The sequence below is a fragment of the Ochrobactrum sp. Q0168 genome, assembly GCF_016427605.1.
Lineage (GTDB): Bacteria > Pseudomonadota > Alphaproteobacteria > Rhizobiales > Rhizobiaceae > Brucella.
Window position 1 is genome coordinate 517,113 of record NZ_JAELXQ010000002.1, and the last position, 16,429, is coordinate 533,541.

The following is a 16,429-nucleotide window of genomic DNA, read 5'->3' on the forward strand; positions in this document are numbered from 1 at the left end:
CCGTTGCAGTCAATATTCTTTCGGTCGATGACAGTTCTGTACCACGCAAAAGACGAAAAACGGAAGCGCTAAACGTCTGCGTCGCGCCAAAATGAATATTTCAAATGGTAACAAAAGGATTAACACGCTCAAAGAATGCGCGGCAGCATCGTATCTATCGCGTTGAAATCCAAGGCGAATATTCCAAGATCGTCGAAATCCAGCCCGCCGTTCGGGTCGAACAGATAAATGCTCATCCAGATGAGCGCGATGATCAGCAAAATGGCCAGAATCGTGAGAATCAAAAGGCGTTTGCCAAGCGCCGCCTTACGGCCCGCCCCCTGCTTTGAATGCTTTGCCATCGTCACTTGCCGCCCCTGCTTTGCTGCTTCGGCGTGGTATCGGATGCGCTAGTCATCATTGGTCGCATTCAGTTCTTCCGGCGGCGTGCCATGTTCCGGCGCCGCCGGCAGATAGCCTTCATGGACCAGCCACTTGCGCAAAATCAGCGTTATGGCTTCTGTTTGGTTCAGACCTGGATGCTTTTCAGCAATGACGCGCTCCAAAGCATCATGCACGTCATCGGGAAGATAGGTGCTCATTCTGTCTCCTCCGCTTAGAGCGCGTTTCGATCTGATTGAATCAGATCGGTGCGCTCTATCTTTGCTTTAACGCGCATCTTGTCCGAAAACCGGTTCCCACTTTTCGGGATGCGCTAAACAAAAAAATCTCAGGCAACGGTTACGGACACGCTGCCGACGCCATCCACCTTGCCCACGAGGTGGTCGCCGCGCTGCACGGGACCGACGCCTGCGGGCGTGCCTGTGAATATAAGATCGCCCGGTTGCAGCTCAAAGAGCGACGAAAGATAGGAAATCGTTTCCGCCACCTTCCAGATCATCTGGTTCAGATCGCCGGACTGGCGCGTCTGGCCATTGATGGAGAGCGAAATCGACGCCGATTGCGGGTGGCCCACGTCCGACACAGGCGCGATGGCCGAGCATGGCGCGGAATGTTCGAATGCCTTGGCGACTTCCCATGGGCGTCCGGCCTTCTTGGCGACCGCCTGCAGATCGCGCCGCGTCATGTCGATACCGACCGCATAGCCGAAAACGTGATCCAGCGCCTGTTCGACCGGAATATCGATGCCGCCAGTCTTCAATGCGACCACAAGCTCGATCTCGTGATGCACATCCTCCGTCTTCGGTGGATAAGGAAAATCGCCCCCATTAATGACCAGACTGTCCGGGTTTTTCTGGAAGAAAAACGGCGGATTGCGGGTCGGATCGCCGCCCATTTCGATGGCGTGATCGGCATAATTCTGACCGACGCAATAGATGCGATGCACGGGAAAAAGCGCGTCTGTTCCCTTCACGGGCAGAAAAGGCTGCGGGCGCGGCGCGAAGACATAATCGGTCATGGGGGATTATTCCGATCGGAAATTGCAGAATATGACGAGTTTGCCCATCATGCAGACGCAGGCGCATCCTCGCAAGCCTTGAAAACAGCAATTCCCCGTTATCGCCCATCCGTCGCGACGACAAAATCTGCCTGACGTGATTGCCCCACGACGAGCTGGGCATTGGGAATATCGTTGGAAAGAGCGCGGCCGCGCGCCGTCTCCTCGTCGAAACCGAAGGAAAGCCAGCGGTCGATCAATCGCTGTTCCAGCACAGGAAACGGTACATTGAGACGGATTGTCATGTCGAAAAACGGCGCCAGTCTCGACCATGGCTGCTGATCGAGCAGCAGATAATTGCCTTCAACCAGAAGCACGCGATGCTCGGGGCCAACCACCGACGCCGCCGCGCGGGAAAGCTCCAGCGAACGGTCGAACACAGGAATGAACACTTCCTCGCGTGCATGTTTCAGCCGTTCGAGCAGAGCCGCGAACCCGGCGCAGTCGAAAGTCGGGGGCGATCCCTTGCGACTGCGCAGACCGCGCTGATCGAGAATCACATCGTCGAGGTGAAACCCGTCCATCGGCACGACGATGGACGGCGCGTCTTCACCCTTGTTGAGCGCGGCGCGCAGTTCTTCCGCGATGGTGGATTTGCCCGCGCCGGGAGGACCGGCAATGGCGACGATCAGCCGCCCATCCATATTGGCGAGCCGCGCAAGAATTTCTGAAGGCAGGGCTTCGCGCTCGATAGGCGTCATGTCGGGTTTCCGTAATCTGTGTTTGCCGACAGATGTCCCGATTCGAGCGGCCCGCTCAAGCCGCTTCGGCCTTCGGTCGCATTGCGCCCGTCATCAGGGCCACGGCATCCGACATGGAATATTCCTTCGGGTCGATCACCGTCAGGCGGCGTCCGAGCCGGTGAATATGAATGCGGTCGGCCACTTCGAACACGTGTGGCATGTTGTGCGAGATGAGCACAATCGGCATGCCGCGTGCCTTCACGTCGAGGATCAGCTCCAGCACACGGCGCGATTCCTTCACACCAAGCGCTGCTGTCGGCTCGTCCATGATAACCACCTTGGACCCGAAAGCAGCAGCGCGCGCAACCGCGACGCCCTGACGCTGGCCGCCGGAAAGCGTCTCCACCGCCTGACCGATATTCTGGATGGTCATCAGGCCCAGTTCCGTCAGCTTGTCGCGGGCGATCTTTTCCATCGCGCCGCGGTCGAGCATGCGAAACAGCGAGCCGAGCGGTCCCTTGCGGCGGATTTCCCGACCGAGAAACAGGTTGTCTGCGATGGAAAGCGCAGGCGACAGAGCAAGGTTCTGATAGACCGTCTCGATGCCCGCATGGCGTGCTTCCATCGGCGAATGGAAGCTGACCGGTTTGCCGTCGAGTTTGATCTCGCCTTCATCCGGCTTGATCGCGCCGGACAGCGCCTTGATGAGCGAGGATTTACCGGCGCCATTGTCGCCGATAACGGCAAGGATTTCGCCCGGATAGAGATCGAAATCGGCATGGTCGAGCGCGGTAACGCGCCCATAACGCTTGACGAGCCCCTTTGCCGAGAGAACAGGAGTAGCCGAGGTTTTCATGCGGCAGCCTTTCTGATCCATTGGTCGATGGCGACAGCGACGATGATGAGAACGCCGATCAGGAGATAGGTCCATTGCGGATCGGTGCCCCACAGGCGCAGGCCGAGCGAGAATACACCGACGATCAGCGCGCCGAACATGGTGCCGAGGATCGAGCCGCGCCCGCCGAAGAGCGAGATGCCGCCGATCACCACCGCCGTGATGGATTCGATATTGGCGAATTGGCCTGCGGTCGGCGACACCGAGCCGAGGCGACCGATCATCGCCCAGCCGGCCAGAGCGCAGATGATTCCGGCCAGAACATAGACGGACATCAGGATCGGTTTGACCGAAACGCCGGACAGCTTTGCTGCCTCCGGATCGTCACCGATGGCATAGACATGGCGGCCCCAGGCGGTGTGGTTCAGCACATACCAGAGCAACAGCACCAAAAGCACCATGGCGATCACGCCATAGGTGAAGACGGCCCCGCCAACGCGGATGCTCTCGCCGAAGAATTGCAGGATCGGCGCTTGCGCGGTGATTTCCTGCGCGCGGATGGTCTCATTGGCCGAATAGAGAAAATTTGTCGCCAGAATCACCTGCCACATGCCAAGCGTGACGATGAAGGGCGGCAGGCGGACATAAGCGACAAGAAAGCCGTTGATGAAGCCGCAAAGCGCGCCCGTTGCAAAGCCAAGCACGATGGAAAGTTCCGCTGGCAGACCGTAGCGGAAGGTGAACTGGCCCATCACCACCGATGACAGAACCATGATCGCGCCGACCGAAAGATCGATACCGGCAGTGAGAATGACCAGCGTCTGCGCTGCGGCCACAATGCCTGTGATGGCGACCTGCTGCAGAATGAGCGTGAGCGCAAAGGCGGAGAAGAACTTGCCGCCCAATGTGACGCCGAACACCACCAGCGACAGGACCAGCACGATCAGCGGCACAGCTGCCGGATTATGGTGCAGGAAATTGCGCATCCGATAAAGCGCCGACTGGTCGCCCGCATCGAAGGAGGCAACATCGGATGCGCTTTGCGAAAGCGTCGTTTCAAATTCCTGCATCGACGGTTTTTGTGCAGCGGAAGCCGCCTGTGGCTCACTCATGATTGTCTCCTGCTTTCACCCTGGTTCGGCAGATCTTGCGATCTGCCGAACCAGAACCCAAAGAGCCTGTCACCCCCAGCACTTGCCGAGCGCCGTCTTGGTATCGATGGACGGCACGCCATCAACCGGCTTGTCGGTCACCAGCGTCACGCCCGTATCGACGAAGGTTTTGCCTTCGGTCGGCTTCGGCTTTTCGCCAGTATCGGCAAATTTCTTGATCGCCTCGATGCCAAGCGACGCCATCTGCAACGGATATTGCTGCGAGGTTGCGCCGATCACGCCAGCCGCAACATTCTTCACGCCGGGGCAGCCGCCATCGATGGAAACGATCAGAACATCCTTCTCACGCCCCACTGCCTTCAGCGCTTCATAGGCGCCAGCAGCGGCAGGCTCGTTGATCGTGTGCACGACATTAATGTTCGGATCTTTCTGGAGAAGGTTTTCCATGGCGCGCCGACCGCCTTCTTCATTACCGTCGGTCAGATCGCGACCGGCAATGCGCGGATCGTCCTCATCGCCAAGCTTGCTCTTGTCCTTCGGGTCGATGCCGAAGCCGACATCGAAGCCCTGATCGCGCAGAACGTCGACGCTTGGCTGCGATGCAGTCAGGTTGAGGAAGGCGACGCGCGCATCCTTGGCCTTGTCGCCTAGCGCTGCCGCAGCCCATTTGCCGACCAGTTCACCGGCCAGGAAATTATCCGTGGCGAAAGTCGCGTCTGCCGCATCCGCCGGTTCCAGCGGCGTATCGAGCGCGATGATCAGAAGACCAGCGTCACGCGCCTTTTGCAGCGTCGGCACGATGCCCTTGGTATCGGAAGCGGTGATGAGAATGCCCTTGGCGCCATCGGCGATGCAAGTTTCGACAGCGGCTACCTGGCTTTCGGAATCGCCGTCGATCTTGCCCGCATAGGTCTTGAGATTAACGCCGATCTCCTTGGCCTTGGCGACCGCGCCTTCCTTCATCTTGACGAAAAAGGGATTGGTGTCGGTCTTGGTAATCAGGCACGCGCCAACATCGGCGGCATGTGCAGGCAGTGCTGCAACACCAAGCGTGAAGGCAGCAAAGGCCGCCGACAGAACAGTCTTCTTCATGAACTCCTCCCAGAGTGAAACCGGTCCTCTTCCCCCGGCATGGTTGAAGCAAAACACGGCTTCGAAACAGAGTCAATTAATAAATCCACTTGATTTATTAATGTGCTGTGTCACTCTCGGTGTCGGAGGAGAGAGCCGAGGGAGACGCGACACCACGCTGAAAAAGCGCGCATCGCACTACTTAAGCTTTTGTTTTTATTTCATATCCCACAGAATGAGGCTTTTTCTCCTGCGATGAATGGGTTAGGAACCTCGCCGTGCCATATGCGGGATCTGGGAGAGAAAATGGTCAGGCATCATCCGGAACAGGACGTTCCCGAGCCGAGGGACGGACCGGCAGGCTCGCCCGGCCCTGCCATGCAGAAATTTGCCGAACCGGGCGCGAACATCAATCGCGGTTCCAATCAGATCGGCGTGCGCGCCTATAATGAGCGGCTGGTTCTGGCGCTCGTACGCAGGCATGGCGCATTGGCCCGGGCCGATATTGCGCGCCTGACCGGGCTTTCGGCGCAGACGGTTTCCGTCATCATTCGCGCTCTGGAAAAGGACGGGCTGATCACGCAAGGCGAGCGCGTGCGCGGGCGCGTCGGCCAGCCTTCCATGCCGATGCGGCTTGCAGCGGACGGCGTTTTCTCCTTCGGCCTCAAGATCGGGCGGCGCAGCGCGGAAATCATCCTGATGGATTTTCTGGGCGCGATCCGCGAACGCAGGCACATCACCTATCGCTGGCCGGTGCCCGACGCTATTCGTCGCTTCGCCTTTGACAGCATCGCCGCATTCACCGCCGCACTCGATCCCGACAAACGCGAGCGCATTGCCGGTCTCGGCATCGCGCTGCCGTTCGAACTCTGGAACTGGGTCGAGGAAGTGGGGGCCCCTGCCGCCGACATGAATGCGTGGCTGGATGCCGATCTCGTCAACGATTTCGGCGCGGTGTTTCCGTTTCCGGTGTTTCTCCAGAATGACGGCACGGCGGCCTGCGGCGCGGAACTGACCTTCGGGCGCGGGCCGGAATTCACCGATTTCGTCTATTTCTTCATCGGCTCGTTCATTGGCGGCGGCGTGGTGCTGAACAACACGCTTTATCCGGGCCGCACGGGCAATGCCGGTGCGCTCGGTTCCATGCCGATGCGCATGCGCAGCGCCGAAGACGGACGCGCGACATTGCAGCTGATCGATACCGCCTCGCTTTTCGTGCTGGAGCGGTTGCTGCAGGAGCAGAATATTTCGTCCGACGATCTCTGGCTGTCGCCCGAAAGCTGGCACAATTTCGGCGAACCGCTGGATGCCTGGATTGCACTCGCGGCACGCGGGCTTGCCCATGCGGCGGTGGCAGCAGCGTCGATCATCGATTTTCCGGCAGCCATCATCGATGGATGGCTGCCGGAGGGCGTTCGCCATCGCATTGTCGAAGCAACGCGGGCCGAACTTTCCCGTCTCGATCTGCAAGGTCTCAGCGCGCCGGAGATCATCGAGGGCAAGGTGGGCGTCCACGCCAAGGCCATGGGTGCGGCAAGCCTGCCGCTTTCCAACCGCTATCTGTTCGACCAGAGCGTGCTGTTCAAGGATGCAGGCTAGCGCCCTTGATGGCCTTGTCGATATCCTTCTTCGGGCCATAAAGCGCCAGTCCGACCAGATCGGGCGCATCTGCCGGTTCTGTCTTGAACACGGCGCGATTGGCCTCGTCATGGCCGGTTTCGAACATCGCCCGGACATAGGGCGCGCGCACCAGATCGCGCTGGATCGACTGCTGCCATGCCCGTTGCAGGATTTCCGGCGTCGCGGCGAAAATCAGCATCGGCTGCCCCAGAAGCGGCGCATGGCGGCGACCCGCCGCATCCTCATAAGGCGTGCCCATCGCATAGGGCACGGCGCCGGATATGCCGGTTGCGATGAAGGCAGTGACGTTCAACTTCTGCCAGACCGGCAGATCGTTCAGGACAAGAATGGCTACTTTGGTATCGAAAATCATGGGGTCTTCCTCTTTTCGAGAAAGGACCTATCTCTTTGCGGCTACGATTTCTGGAACGTTTGTGCGCCCCCGGCGATAAGCTGCCGGTGTCATGCCATAGGCCCGCCTGAACCAGCGGCCCATATGGCTCTGGTCGGCAAAGCCGCTCAATGCCGCGGCTTCTGCCGGTGGCGTCTTTTCCCGCAACAGACTGCGCGCCTCGGCAAGCCGCAACTGTACCAGAAAGGCATGGGGTGATGTGCCGAACTCGCGCCGAAACCCGCGTGAAAGCTGAAACCGGTCCGCAGCGCCTGCCGCTTTTGCCAGCTCATCCAGACCGAATTCCTCATCAAAGTTTGCGCGCAGATAGTCCATCGCACGGGCTGCAACGGGATGCGGCATCGCAGCCGGCTCCGCCTTCTCCTGTCCGAGATGCCGCGAAAGATGTTTTGTAACCTGATCGCGATAATCCTCGACCATCAGCTGCGGCGCTTGCAGAAGGATCGCTTCGCAGGCACGCGCTATGGCTTGAAACAGCTGCTGGTCATCGGCCAGCGTTTCGCGAAAACCAATATGCGCATCATTGTCGCCCATTGCATTGCGGATCAGCGATTGCGGCATATAGAGCATGTTATAGGTGAAGCCATCGGCCTCAATCGCCTGCCCGTCGTGGCGTTCGCCCGGTTCGATGAGAATCACCCGGCCCGGCGTGCTCTGCCGCCGCTTGCCGCGACAGAAAAAATCCTGCACGCCTGCATGGGTCACGCCGACAAGCCATTCGTCGTGAAAATGCATATCATAGGCATGGCTGTGGAAACGTGCAGCAACAGCTTCAAGCCCAGTGGCGTCGTCGCGCTTCAGGCGCATGACGTCGCGGGCGTCATGATTGTGGTGGTTCATATCGGTCATCAGATAAATTTGTAGCACATCGCGGCACAAACACACGCTTTGTTATTTTCAAACAATAAGTTTGATCTATCTTCTCTTGCAAAGGGCACGAAAGCCGACAAGTTAACCGCTTGAAACCATTGGACCGAACAGGAAAAATATGACCGTCAAGACGATCGCGACCACGCCTTTTCAGGATCAGCAACCGGGCACGTCAGGCCTGCGCAAAAAGGTTCCTGTATTCCAGCAGCCCAATTATGCCGAAAACTTCATCCAGTCGGTTTTCGATGTGCTGGAAGGGTTTGAAGGCAAGACGCTTGTGGTGGGCGGCGACGGACGCTTCTATAATCGCGAAGTGATCCAGAAGCTCATCAAGATCGCAGCAGCCAACGGCTTCGGGCGCATCATGGTCGGCCAGGGCGGCATTCTTTCCACGCCAGCCGCATCCAACATGATCCGCAAATACAAGGCATTTGGCGGCATGGTGCTTTCGGCCAGCCACAATCCCGGCGGGCCGAAGGAAGATTTCGGCATCAAGTACAATATCGGCAATGGCGGCCCGGCACCCGAAAAGATCACCGATGCGATCTTCGCCCGGTCCAAGGTGATCGACCAGTATAAAATCGCCGATGTGGCCGATATCGATATCGACAGGCTCGGCAGCACACGGATCGCCGACACCGAGATCGTCATTTTCGATCCTGTCGCGGACTATGCCGAGTTGATGGAAAGCCTGTTCGACTTTGACGCCATCCGCGCCATGATCAAAGGCGGCTTTACGCTCAAATTCGACGCCATGCATGCCGTGACCGGCCCCTATGCCAAGGAAATCTTCGAACGCCGCCTCGGCGCGCCGGATGGCAGCGTCGTTAATTTCGTTCCGCTGCCGGATTTCGGCGGTCATCACCCCGATCCGAACCTTGTCTACGCAAAAGACCTCTATGATCTGCTGATGTCCGACAACGCGCCGGATTTCGGCGCGGCCTCTGACGGCGATGGCGACCGCAATCTCATTATCGGGCGCGGTATTTTCGTCACCCCTTCTGATTCGCTTGCCGTGCTCGCCGCCAATGCGCATCTGGCGCCCGGCTATAAGGGCGGCATCAAGGGCATCGCGCGCTCCATGCCCACCAGCGCCGCCGCCGACCGCGTGGCGGAAAAGCTCGGCATCGGTATCTATGAAACGCCGACCGGCTGGAAGTTCTTCGGCAATCTGCTGGACAATGGCAAGGTCACGATCTGCGGCGAAGAAAGTTCCGGCACCGGTTCCGACCATGTGCGCGAGAAGGACGGTCTTTGGGCCGTGCTGCTCTGGCTGAATATCCTCGCTGTGCGCAAGGAAAGCGTGAAGGCCATTGTCGAGGAACATTGGGCGCGCTTCGGGCGCAATTATTACACCCGCCACGACTATGAGGCGGTCGATTCGGATATCGCGAAGACGCTGGTGGCCGATCTGCGCGCCAAGCTGCCGAGCCTGCCGGGCACCACGGTCAACGGTCTGAAGATCGAGAAAGCCGACGACTTCGCCTATCATGACCCGGTCGACCATTCGGTCAGCGAGCATCAGGGCATCCGCATCTATTTCCCTGAGGGCGGGCGCGTCGTGCTTCGCCTGTCCGGCACGGGCACATCGGGCGCAACCATCCGCATCTATATCGAACGCTATGAAGCGGACACCGCCAAGCACAATCTCGACACGCAGGAAACGCTCGCCGCGCTGATCGACGCTGCTGAACAGATCGCGGAAGTCAAGAAGCGCAGCGGACGCGATGCGCCGACGGTGGTTACTTGATAGGGCAGTAGGGCAGTAGGGCAGTAGGGCAGTAGGGCAGTAGGGCAGTAGGGCAGTAGGGCAGTAGGGCAGTAGGGCAGTAGGAGGTTACGGTCGTATCTATCGTCCGCAACCAAAACATACTGCCTTACTGCCCTACTGCCTTATTCCCTTACTCAAAAACAATCGCCGGAGCTGGCCGACCGGCCCCGTTGCCGCCCTTCATGTTTTCCCAAACCTTGGCCGCGATATCGCGGTAGATTTTCGCGTGTTCGCTATCCGGCTCTACCACTGTGACCGGTGTGCCATTATCCGAATGGGCGCGGATATCCATATGGAGCGGCACTTCGCCGAGGAACGGCACATTGAGGCGTTCGGCCTCCTTGCGCGCGCCGCCGTGACCGAAAATGTCGTAGCGCTTGCCGGTATCCGGCGCGATGAAATAGCTCATATTCTCGACGATGCCCAAGAGCGGCACATCCACCTTGCGGAACATGGACAGACCCTTGCGCGCGTCGATCAGCGCAAGATCCTGTGGCGTCGAGACGACAACCGCACCAGCCAGCGGCACCTGTTGCGCCATCGTCAATTGCGCATCACCGGTGCCCGGAGGCATGTCGACGACCAGAACATCAAGCTCGCCCCACGCCACTTCGCGCAGCATCTGCGTCAGCGCCGACATGACCATCGGCCCGCGCCAGATCATCGGCGTTTCCTCATCGACCATGAAGCCCATGGACATGACCTTGAGGCCGTAATTTTCCATCGGCTTCAGGATGCGGCCTTCGATCGTTTCCGGGCGACCGGAAAGGCCCAGAAGACGCGGCATCGAGGGCCCGTAAATATCGGCATCGAGAATGCCGACCTTCAGGCCATTGGCCTGCAAGCCGAGCGCCAGATTGACCGCCGTGGTAGACTTGCCCACGCCGCCCTTGCCGGATGCGACGGCGATGATCGCGCCGACGCCCGGAATGCCGGGCTTTTGCGCCGGGCGTTGTGGCTGTGGCGGATGACGATGCTGCGCGGGTGCGGCGGCGGGGCGCGGTTGCGGCTTTGGCGGCGGCGGCGCGTCGTCGCTGGTGCGACCGCCTCGCTTTTCCGCCGTCAGCGTGACCAGCGCGCCGGAAACGTCGGGAATTTCCTTCACGGCCTTTTCCGCTGCAACCCGCATGGGTTCCAGCCCGTCTGCGCGTTCCGCCGGAACCGTGATGGAGAAGAAGACCTTGCCGTCGGCAATAAAGATATCCGATACCAGTCCGAGCGACACCACATCGCTTTCGAAGTCCGGTCCCGTCACGGTCTTCAGCCGTTCCAGAACCTGTTCGCGCGTTACGCTTGCCATTTCGATTCCTTTAGTGAAGGCAGTAAGGCAATAGGGGAGTAAGTATGTATAGAACATATTGCCCTACTGCCCTACTGCCCTATTCCCCTACTCCCCTATTCTCATTTCACCAAGAGGCCAATACCTCATTCAGGCCGCTTCCTCGCAGACGGCAGATTCCGGGCGATGTCCCATGAGATAAAGCGCGCAGGTGGTGCGCAGCATGGAGGCGAAATTAGGGATCGCGCCATTGGCTTCCAGCGCTTCATCATAGAGCGTCGAGATGAAGCGCGGTGTGGTCAGATTCTGGCTGGCGGCGATCTCATCCAGCAGGCGCCAGAAGGTCGCCTCCAGCTGAATGCTGGTGGAATGCCCGCCAATGCGCACAGAGCGATTGATCTGCCGGTAGCCTTCCGGGTCCTGCTCGGCGAAAACCTTGCACATGGGTTCCTTCCTCCTTGAGAGCACGAACTGCGCTGTGGTAGCCGATTGCCACCACGCCGTCGTTTTTTCTTTCATAATCGACAACCAGTGAGACAATCGCAAGCCGCTTTTCATGAAGCGCTGCCAAAAATGACATGCAAGAAACAGGAGTCACTTGTGGCTAAAGCCATTCATTCGATGATCCGCGTTCTCGACGAGGAAAAATCCGTTTCCTTCTACAAGCAGGCCTTTGGCCTCGATATTGCCGAGCGCATCGATTTCGAAACCTTCACGCTGATTTATCTGCGCAATGCAGAAGCCGACTTCGAAGTCGAGCTGACCGTCAACAAGGGCCGCACTGCCCCCTACAATCTGGGCGACGGATACGGTCATCTCGCTGTTGTCGTGGACGATGTCGACGCCGAACATGCGCGCTTCGCCGCGCTTGGCTTCAAGGTCGGCAAGCTCGTCGATTTCAAGAACAACGGCGTGCAGCTTGCCCGTTTCTTCTTCGCGGAAGACCCGGATGGCTACAAGATCGAAGTTCTGCAGCGCGGCGGTCGTTACCAGTAAGCCGCGCCGCACCATATCGTCTGTCATGGCCGAGAGGAGCGGCCACGACAGACGTCAGCGTTCCCGGTGACGAAAATTCGCCGGGTGTGCGCAGCCAGTCCATTCATTCCGGATGGGCAAGCAAAGGAGGAGAACCGAATGACAACCGTTTTCGACGGTCTTTCCACCCATGAAAAAAAGAAGCTCTCCCGCCGTGACCTCTTGAAGCGCGGCGCGGGCCTGAGCCTTGGGGCCATGCTGGTCATCAGCGGCAATGCCGTTATCTGCCCGCAATTCGCATGGGCGCTTGAAACGACGACGCTCAAGCCCGAAACCATGGCGACGCTGATCCAGCTCGCACGCGATATCTACCCGCATGACAGGCTGCCAGACCGGTTTTACGCCATTGCCGTCAAACCCTATGACGCGGATTCCGCCAAGGATGAAACGCTGAAAAAGCTGATCGAGGACGGCGTTGCCGATCTGAACAAGCGGGCCGGAGCCGGTGGATATCTGGGTCTTGGCTGGGAGGAAGATCGCGTGGCGATCCTGCGCGATATCGAACAAAGCCCCTTCTTCCAGAAAGTGCGCAGCGGACTTGTGACCGGCCTTTATAACCAGAAGGATATCTGGCCGCTCTTCGGCTACGAAGGCGAAGCCTATTCCAAGGGTGGTTACATTCAGCGCGGCTTCGACGATATCGAATGGCTGTAAGCGCCCCGGCGCCCGAACACACCAATTTCAAAGCGGCATCACCGTCCGGCAAGCGCCCCACGCTTTGCGGAAACGGCGAAGCATTGGGAGGAAACCATGGCTGCTCCATATGATCTCAAGGACGACAAGGTCGTCGTCATCATCGGCTCGGGCGCTGGCGGTGGCACGCTCGGCAACGAGCTGGCGCAGAAAGGCATCGACGTCGTTATTCTGGAAGCCGGAAAGCGCCACGAATTTGAAGACTTCATCAATGATGAATGGGACAGTTTTGCGCAGCTCGCCTGGCTGGACAAGCGCACCACATCAGGCGACTGGCGGGTCGCGAAGGATTTCCCGAATCTGCCCGCATGGATCGTCAAGGCGGTCGGCGGCACCACCACGCACTGGGCTGGCGCATCGTTGCGTTTTCAGGAACACGAATTCCACACGCTGACCAATTACGGCAAGCTGGAAGGCGCAAACCTGCTCGACTGGCCGATCACCCTTGCCGATCTGGAGCCTTATTATACCAAGGCCGAGGACAAGATGGGCGTGACGCGCACCAACGGCATTGAAGGCCTGCCCGGCAACAACAATTTCAAGGTGCTGAAGGCCGGTGCCGACAAGCTCGGCTACAAGGAATGCCATACCGGCCGCATGGCCATCAATTCCGCGCCGCGCGATGATCGCATGGGCTGCCAGCAGACCGGTTTCTGCTTCCAGGGCTGCAAATGGGGCGCGAAATGGTCGACGCTCTATACCGAAATTCCTAAAGGCGAAGAGACCGGCAAGCTGGAAGTTCGTCCCGAATGCACGGCGCTCAAGATCGAGCACAATGCGGCTGGCAAGGTGACGGGCGTGCTCTATGCCGACAAGGACGGCAAGCAGCATCTGCAAAAAGCGCGCGTTGTCTGCGTTGCGGGCAATTCGATCGAAAGCCCGCGCCTGCTGCTGAACTCCGCCTCGTCTAAGTTTCCGGACGGGCTTGCCAATTCATCGGGACAGGTGGGGCGCAATTACATGCGTCACACCACAGGCTCGGTTTATGCCTCGTTCGAAAAGCCGGTTCACATGTATCGCGGCACGACCATGGCCGGCATCATCCGTGACGAAGCGATCCACGATCCGAAGCGCGGCTTTGTCGGCGGTTATGAAATGGAGACCATTTCGCTCGGGCTTCCCTTCATGGCAGCATTCCTCAATCCGGGCGGCTGGGGCCGCAGCTTCACCTCGGCACTGGATGATTATGTCAACATGGCGGGTCTGTGGATCGTCGGCGAGGACATGCCGCAGGCGGACAATCGCATCACGCTCAGCAAGGATGTGAAGGATGAGCATGGCCTGCCGGTGCCGGATGTTCATTATAGCGATCATCCCAACGATGTGGCGATGCGGACCCATGCCTATGCGCAGGGCAAGGCGCTTTATGAAGCGGTGGGGGCGGTTCGCACCTTCCCGACACCGCCCTACCCTTCCACCCATAATCTCGGCACAAATCGCATGAGCGAAAAGCCGCAGGATGGCGTGGTCAACAAGCACGGGCAGACGCATGACATCAAGAACCTGTTCGTTTCTGATGGCAGCCAGTTCACAACCGGCGGCGCGGAAAATCCGACCCTGACCATCGTGGCGCTTGCCATCCGTCAGGCGGATTACATCGCAGAGCAGATGAAAAAGCGGACGATCTAGCAAGACAGAGAGCATTCTCCCCCGACCGCCCACAAGACGAACCGGCGCGACCAATTCGCGCCGGTTCTGTTTGGCGCTTGGCAAACATGTATGGCTTCGACTAGATAGGCTCCGCAGAACAATGAGAGGCCCCGGTTGAAGCTCAACGCGCGCCAGTTTCGGAGCAGTCTTGCAATACGCCTGTTGAGCGTATTGGCTTTGATGCTCGTGGCCTTCGCGCATAAGCCGGTCGACCTCAATCGTCTCGACAGCTACCAGCTCGCGCAATACCAGCTGCCTGATGGAACCTATCCTGTCATCTGCATCAGCGATCAGGGTGAAAATCAGGATCACCACGGGCACGACAAGCATCTGAGCAGCGAGAGCTGCGAGGCCTGCCGTATTGCCTCCGGTTTCCTCTGCCCGACGCCGGACAGTTCGACCGGTCCCGCGCCGCATATCGCCATGGCCGATGGCGTCGTGCCGCCACAGCCGGTTTTGCGCCGCGCGGTCTATCCGCCTTCGGCACCGCCGCAAGCGCCCCCTCTCGCCTGAACACGTCCCGTTTGAACGAATGCGCCTGACAAAAGCCTGGCGCGTTTCCCTTACGACTATTCAGGTAATTCAACATGAAAAATCATCGTCTTTTTGCGTCCGCAATTTCGCTGACAGCCCTTTGCCTTTCCGCCGGCATGGCCAATGCCCATTCGTCGCTCGACCAGAGCGAAGCCAAGGCTGGCAGCTTCTACAAGGCCACGTTCCGCATTCCGCATGGCTGCGACGGCAAGGCCACAACCGAAGTAAAAGTGGAGCTTCCAGAAGGCTTTGTCGCCGCGCAGCCGCAGGCCAAGGCTGGCTGGAAAATAGAAACCGCCAAGGGTGATTATGCCAAGAGCTACAAGGTGCATGGCAAGGAAGTCACTTCCGGTGTGAAGGAAGTGCGCTTCACCGAGGGCAATCTGCCAAGCGAGTTCTATGACGAGTTCACCGTCGTCGGCCAGCTGGCCAAATTCGACAAGGACACCACGCTATCCTTCCCGGTGACACAGGTCTGCGGCGGCGATGCTTCCGTCGCCTGGACAGAGATAGCCAAAGAGGGACAGAACCCGCACGAACTCGAACACCCGGCGCCGCAGCTTCTCGTGCTGGCCGCGACCGGCGCTGACGAGCATGCGGGCCATGATGGGCACGCAGGCCACGGTGGCGCACATGGCGGCCATGCAGCCGAGCCAGTCAAACTCGGCGACCTTACGATCACGTCGCCTTCGGTTCGCGCCATGGTTCCCGGCGCCAAGGTGGCAGGCGGCTTTCTGACAATCGAAAATGGCGGCAAGGACGCCGACAAGCTCATCTCCGTCAGCACAACAGGCGTAAAGCGCGTGGAAGTCCATGAAATGAGCATGGAAAACAATGTGATGAAGATGCGCAAGCTCGATGGCGGTCTCGACCTGCCTGCAGGCGGAACCGTCGAGCTGAAATCCGGCGGTTATCACCTCATGTTCATCCAGCCGGAGAAGCCCTACACGGAAGGCGAAACCGTGCCGGTTACGCTCCAATTCGAAAAGGCTGGCAAGGTTGAGATCAACTTCCCCGTCACGGCCCAGAATGGCCAGACGGGCGACCATTCATCCGATCATTCCGGCCATTAATTCCCGGAGCGCGGTGCCGTTCTCTCCCCTCCTCCATCGGCATTGCGCCCGTTTGCCGCAACCGCTGTCTCCCCGCAGCGGTTGCGTTATCATTCAAATACTGTAAACATGACTATTACAGTCTAGAATAATTCTACACTCTTGAAATCTCTCGGTTTTTTAAAAGTTGACTAATTGACTCCAGATCAATTTGCGGCTTTTATACCCTCCGCGCAATCCTGCGCACCTTTGATGTCTGGGCCTTGAACCCTTTCGATTGGAGGACCCAATGGTTGGTCTCGGCGAATGCCGGTCCGCAAATATTGACGGCCTGCCCTGGCAGCTCAGTCTCTTGCCGACCGGATATTGCACTA

At 58.9% G+C, this 16,429-nt stretch carries 18 protein-coding genes; 7 read left to right on the forward strand and 11 right to left on the reverse strand.

Annotated elements, in window-relative coordinates:
* Nucleotides 1–128: 128 nt before the first annotated feature.
* From JAU75_RS06700 to JAU75_RS06730, 7 genes are all read right to left on the reverse strand, one after another.
* On the reverse strand, nucleotides 129–341 hold the full coding sequence (locus tag JAU75_RS06700; protein ID WP_199055681.1) for a hypothetical protein: 213 nt from the start codon (nucleotides 339–341) through the stop codon (nucleotides 129–131).
* Nucleotides 342–389: 48 nt separating this feature from the next.
* Nucleotides 390–581: a hypothetical protein gene (locus tag JAU75_RS06705; protein ID WP_199055682.1), complete on the reverse strand. Its 192-nt coding sequence runs from the start codon at nucleotides 579–581 to the stop codon at nucleotides 390–392.
* A 128-nt stretch (nucleotides 582–709) separates the two neighbouring features.
* Nucleotides 710–1,399, reverse strand: coding sequence for a fumarylacetoacetate hydrolase family protein (locus JAU75_RS06710; protein WP_199055684.1), 690 nt, complete (start codon nucleotides 1,397–1,399; stop codon nucleotides 710–712).
* 98 nt (nucleotides 1,400–1,497) lie between these two features.
* The gene (locus JAU75_RS06715; RefSeq protein ID WP_199055686.1) at nucleotides 1,498–2,139 is read right to left on the reverse strand and encodes a nucleoside/nucleotide kinase family protein; all 642 of its coding nucleotides are present in this window, start codon (nucleotides 2,137–2,139) and stop codon (nucleotides 1,498–1,500) included.
* Between the two features lie 55 nt (nucleotides 2,140–2,194).
* A complete protein-coding gene (locus tag JAU75_RS06720; protein WP_109368111.1) occupies nucleotides 2,195–2,977 on the reverse strand; it encodes an ATP-binding cassette domain-containing protein in 783 nt (260 codons plus the stop codon).
* Nucleotides 2,974–4,068 carry an ABC transporter permease gene (locus JAU75_RS06725; RefSeq protein ID WP_199055688.1) on the reverse strand — a complete coding sequence of 365 codons (1,095 nt, stop codon included), beginning with the start codon at nucleotides 4,066–4,068 and terminating at the stop codon, nucleotides 2,974–2,976. The genes JAU75_RS06720 and JAU75_RS06725 overlap by 4 nt, the downstream gene beginning before the upstream one ends.
* A 69-nt stretch (nucleotides 4,069–4,137) precedes the next feature.
* Entirely contained in the window at nucleotides 4,138–5,160 is a 1,023-nt protein-coding gene (locus JAU75_RS06730) for a sugar ABC transporter substrate-binding protein (RefSeq protein WP_199055690.1), read from the reverse strand.
* A 285-nt stretch (nucleotides 5,161–5,445) separates the two neighbouring features.
* On the opposite strand from JAU75_RS06730, the gene JAU75_RS06735 reads away from it, so the two are divergent.
* Nucleotides 5,446–6,738 (forward strand): ROK family transcriptional regulator, encoded by a 1,293-nt coding sequence (locus tag JAU75_RS06735; RefSeq protein ID WP_199055692.1) that lies wholly within the window; start codon nucleotides 5,446–5,448, stop codon nucleotides 6,736–6,738.
* Here JAU75_RS06735 and JAU75_RS06740 read toward each other — a convergent pair.
* A complete protein-coding gene (locus JAU75_RS06740) occupies nucleotides 6,722–7,132 on the reverse strand; it encodes a DUF2000 domain-containing protein (RefSeq protein ID WP_199055694.1) in 411 nt (136 codons plus the stop codon). The genes JAU75_RS06735 and JAU75_RS06740 overlap by 17 nt on opposite strands.
* A gap of 27 nt (nucleotides 7,133–7,159) precedes the next feature.
* Complete coding sequence (locus JAU75_RS06745) at nucleotides 7,160–8,020, reverse strand: AraC family transcriptional regulator (protein WP_199055696.1); 861 nt, start codon at nucleotides 8,018–8,020, stop codon at nucleotides 7,160–7,162.
* 139 nt (nucleotides 8,021–8,159) lie between these two features.
* Here JAU75_RS06745 and JAU75_RS06750 point away from each other — a divergent pair, with 139 nt between their 5' ends.
* Nucleotides 8,160–9,791, forward strand: a complete 1,632-nt coding sequence (locus tag JAU75_RS06750) for an alpha-D-glucose phosphate-specific phosphoglucomutase (RefSeq protein ID WP_199055698.1) — start codon at nucleotides 8,160–8,162, stop codon at nucleotides 9,789–9,791.
* Between the two features lie 151 nt (nucleotides 9,792–9,942).
* Here JAU75_RS06750 and apbC read toward each other — a convergent pair whose 3' ends face one another.
* Both apbC and JAU75_RS06760 read right to left on the reverse strand, forming a co-directional pair.
* Nucleotides 9,943–11,112, reverse strand: a complete 1,170-nt coding sequence (gene apbC, locus JAU75_RS06755; protein WP_199055699.1) for an iron-sulfur cluster carrier protein ApbC — start codon at nucleotides 11,110–11,112, stop codon at nucleotides 9,943–9,945.
* A gap of 129 nt (nucleotides 11,113–11,241) precedes the next feature.
* Entirely contained in the window at nucleotides 11,242–11,535 is a 294-nt protein-coding gene (locus JAU75_RS06760) for a ribbon-helix-helix domain-containing protein (RefSeq protein ID WP_182519106.1), read from the reverse strand.
* Between the two features lie 156 nt (nucleotides 11,536–11,691).
* On the opposite strand from JAU75_RS06760, the gene JAU75_RS06765 reads away from it, so the two are divergent.
* The 5 genes from JAU75_RS06765 (at nucleotide 11,692) to JAU75_RS06785 (ending at nucleotide 16,076) form a co-directional block, all read left to right on the forward strand.
* Complete coding sequence (locus JAU75_RS06765) at nucleotides 11,692–12,087, forward strand: VOC family protein (protein WP_199055700.1); 396 nt, start codon at nucleotides 11,692–11,694, stop codon at nucleotides 12,085–12,087.
* Nucleotides 12,088–12,225: 138 nt separating this feature from the next.
* Entirely contained in the window at nucleotides 12,226–12,780 is a 555-nt protein-coding gene (locus JAU75_RS06770; RefSeq protein ID WP_199055701.1) for a gluconate 2-dehydrogenase subunit 3 family protein, read from the forward strand.
* A gap of 96 nt (nucleotides 12,781–12,876) precedes the next feature.
* Nucleotides 12,877–14,448 carry a GMC family oxidoreductase gene (locus JAU75_RS06775; protein WP_199055702.1) on the forward strand — a complete coding sequence of 524 codons (1,572 nt, stop codon included), beginning with the start codon at nucleotides 12,877–12,879 and terminating at the stop codon, nucleotides 14,446–14,448.
* 135 nt (nucleotides 14,449–14,583) lie between these two features.
* Nucleotides 14,584–14,982 (forward strand): hypothetical protein, encoded by a 399-nt coding sequence (locus tag JAU75_RS06780; protein ID WP_199055703.1) that lies wholly within the window; start codon nucleotides 14,584–14,586, stop codon nucleotides 14,980–14,982.
* Nucleotides 14,983–15,056: 74 nt separating this feature from the next.
* Nucleotides 15,057–16,076, forward strand: a complete 1,020-nt coding sequence (locus JAU75_RS06785; RefSeq protein WP_199055704.1) for a DUF1775 domain-containing protein — start codon at nucleotides 15,057–15,059, stop codon at nucleotides 16,074–16,076.
* Nucleotides 16,077–16,429 lie beyond the last annotated feature (353 nt).

Excerpts from the sequence above, each read along its gene's own strand:
- JAU75_RS06700 (WP_199055681.1), bottom strand. The coding sequence starts at position 341 with ATGGCAAAGCATTCAAAGCAGGGGGCGGGCCGTAAGGCGGCGCTTGGC.
- JAU75_RS06705 (WP_199055682.1), bottom strand. The coding sequence starts at position 581 with ATGAGCACCTATCTTCCCGATGACGTGCATGATGCTTTGGAGCGCGTC.
- JAU75_RS06710 (WP_199055684.1), bottom strand. The coding sequence starts at position 1,399 with ATGACCGATTATGTCTTCGCGCCGCGCCCGCAGCCTTTTCTGCCCGTG.
- JAU75_RS06715 (WP_199055686.1), bottom strand. The coding sequence starts at position 2,139 with ATGACGCCTATCGAGCGCGAAGCCCTGCCTTCAGAAATTCTTGCGCGG.
- JAU75_RS06720 (WP_109368111.1), bottom strand. The coding sequence starts at position 2,977 with ATGAAAACCTCGGCTACTCCTGTTCTCTCGGCAAAGGGGCTCGTCAAG.
- JAU75_RS06725 (WP_199055688.1), bottom strand. The coding sequence starts at position 4,068 with ATGAGTGAGCCACAGGCGGCTTCCGCTGCACAAAAACCGTCGATGCAG.
- JAU75_RS06730 (WP_199055690.1), bottom strand. The coding sequence starts at position 5,160 with ATGAAGAAGACTGTTCTGTCGGCGGCCTTTGCTGCCTTCACGCTTGGT.
- JAU75_RS06735 (WP_199055692.1), top strand. The coding sequence starts at position 5,446 with ATGGTCAGGCATCATCCGGAACAGGACGTTCCCGAGCCGAGGGACGGA.
- JAU75_RS06740 (WP_199055694.1), bottom strand. The coding sequence starts at position 7,132 with ATGATTTTCGATACCAAAGTAGCCATTCTTGTCCTGAACGATCTGCCG.
- JAU75_RS06745 (WP_199055696.1), bottom strand. The coding sequence starts at position 8,020 with ATGACCGATATGAACCACCACAATCATGACGCCCGCGACGTCATGCGC.
- JAU75_RS06750 (WP_199055698.1), top strand. The coding sequence starts at position 8,160 with ATGACCGTCAAGACGATCGCGACCACGCCTTTTCAGGATCAGCAACCG.
- apbC (WP_199055699.1), bottom strand. The coding sequence starts at position 11,112 with ATGGCAAGCGTAACGCGCGAACAGGTTCTGGAACGGCTGAAGACCGTG.
- JAU75_RS06760 (WP_182519106.1), bottom strand. The coding sequence starts at position 11,535 with ATGTGCAAGGTTTTCGCCGAGCAGGACCCGGAAGGCTACCGGCAGATC.
- JAU75_RS06770 (WP_199055701.1), top strand. The coding sequence starts at position 12,226 with ATGACAACCGTTTTCGACGGTCTTTCCACCCATGAAAAAAAGAAGCTC.
- JAU75_RS06775 (WP_199055702.1), top strand. The coding sequence starts at position 12,877 with ATGGCTGCTCCATATGATCTCAAGGACGACAAGGTCGTCGTCATCATC.
- JAU75_RS06785 (WP_199055704.1), top strand. The coding sequence starts at position 15,057 with ATGAAAAATCATCGTCTTTTTGCGTCCGCAATTTCGCTGACAGCCCTT.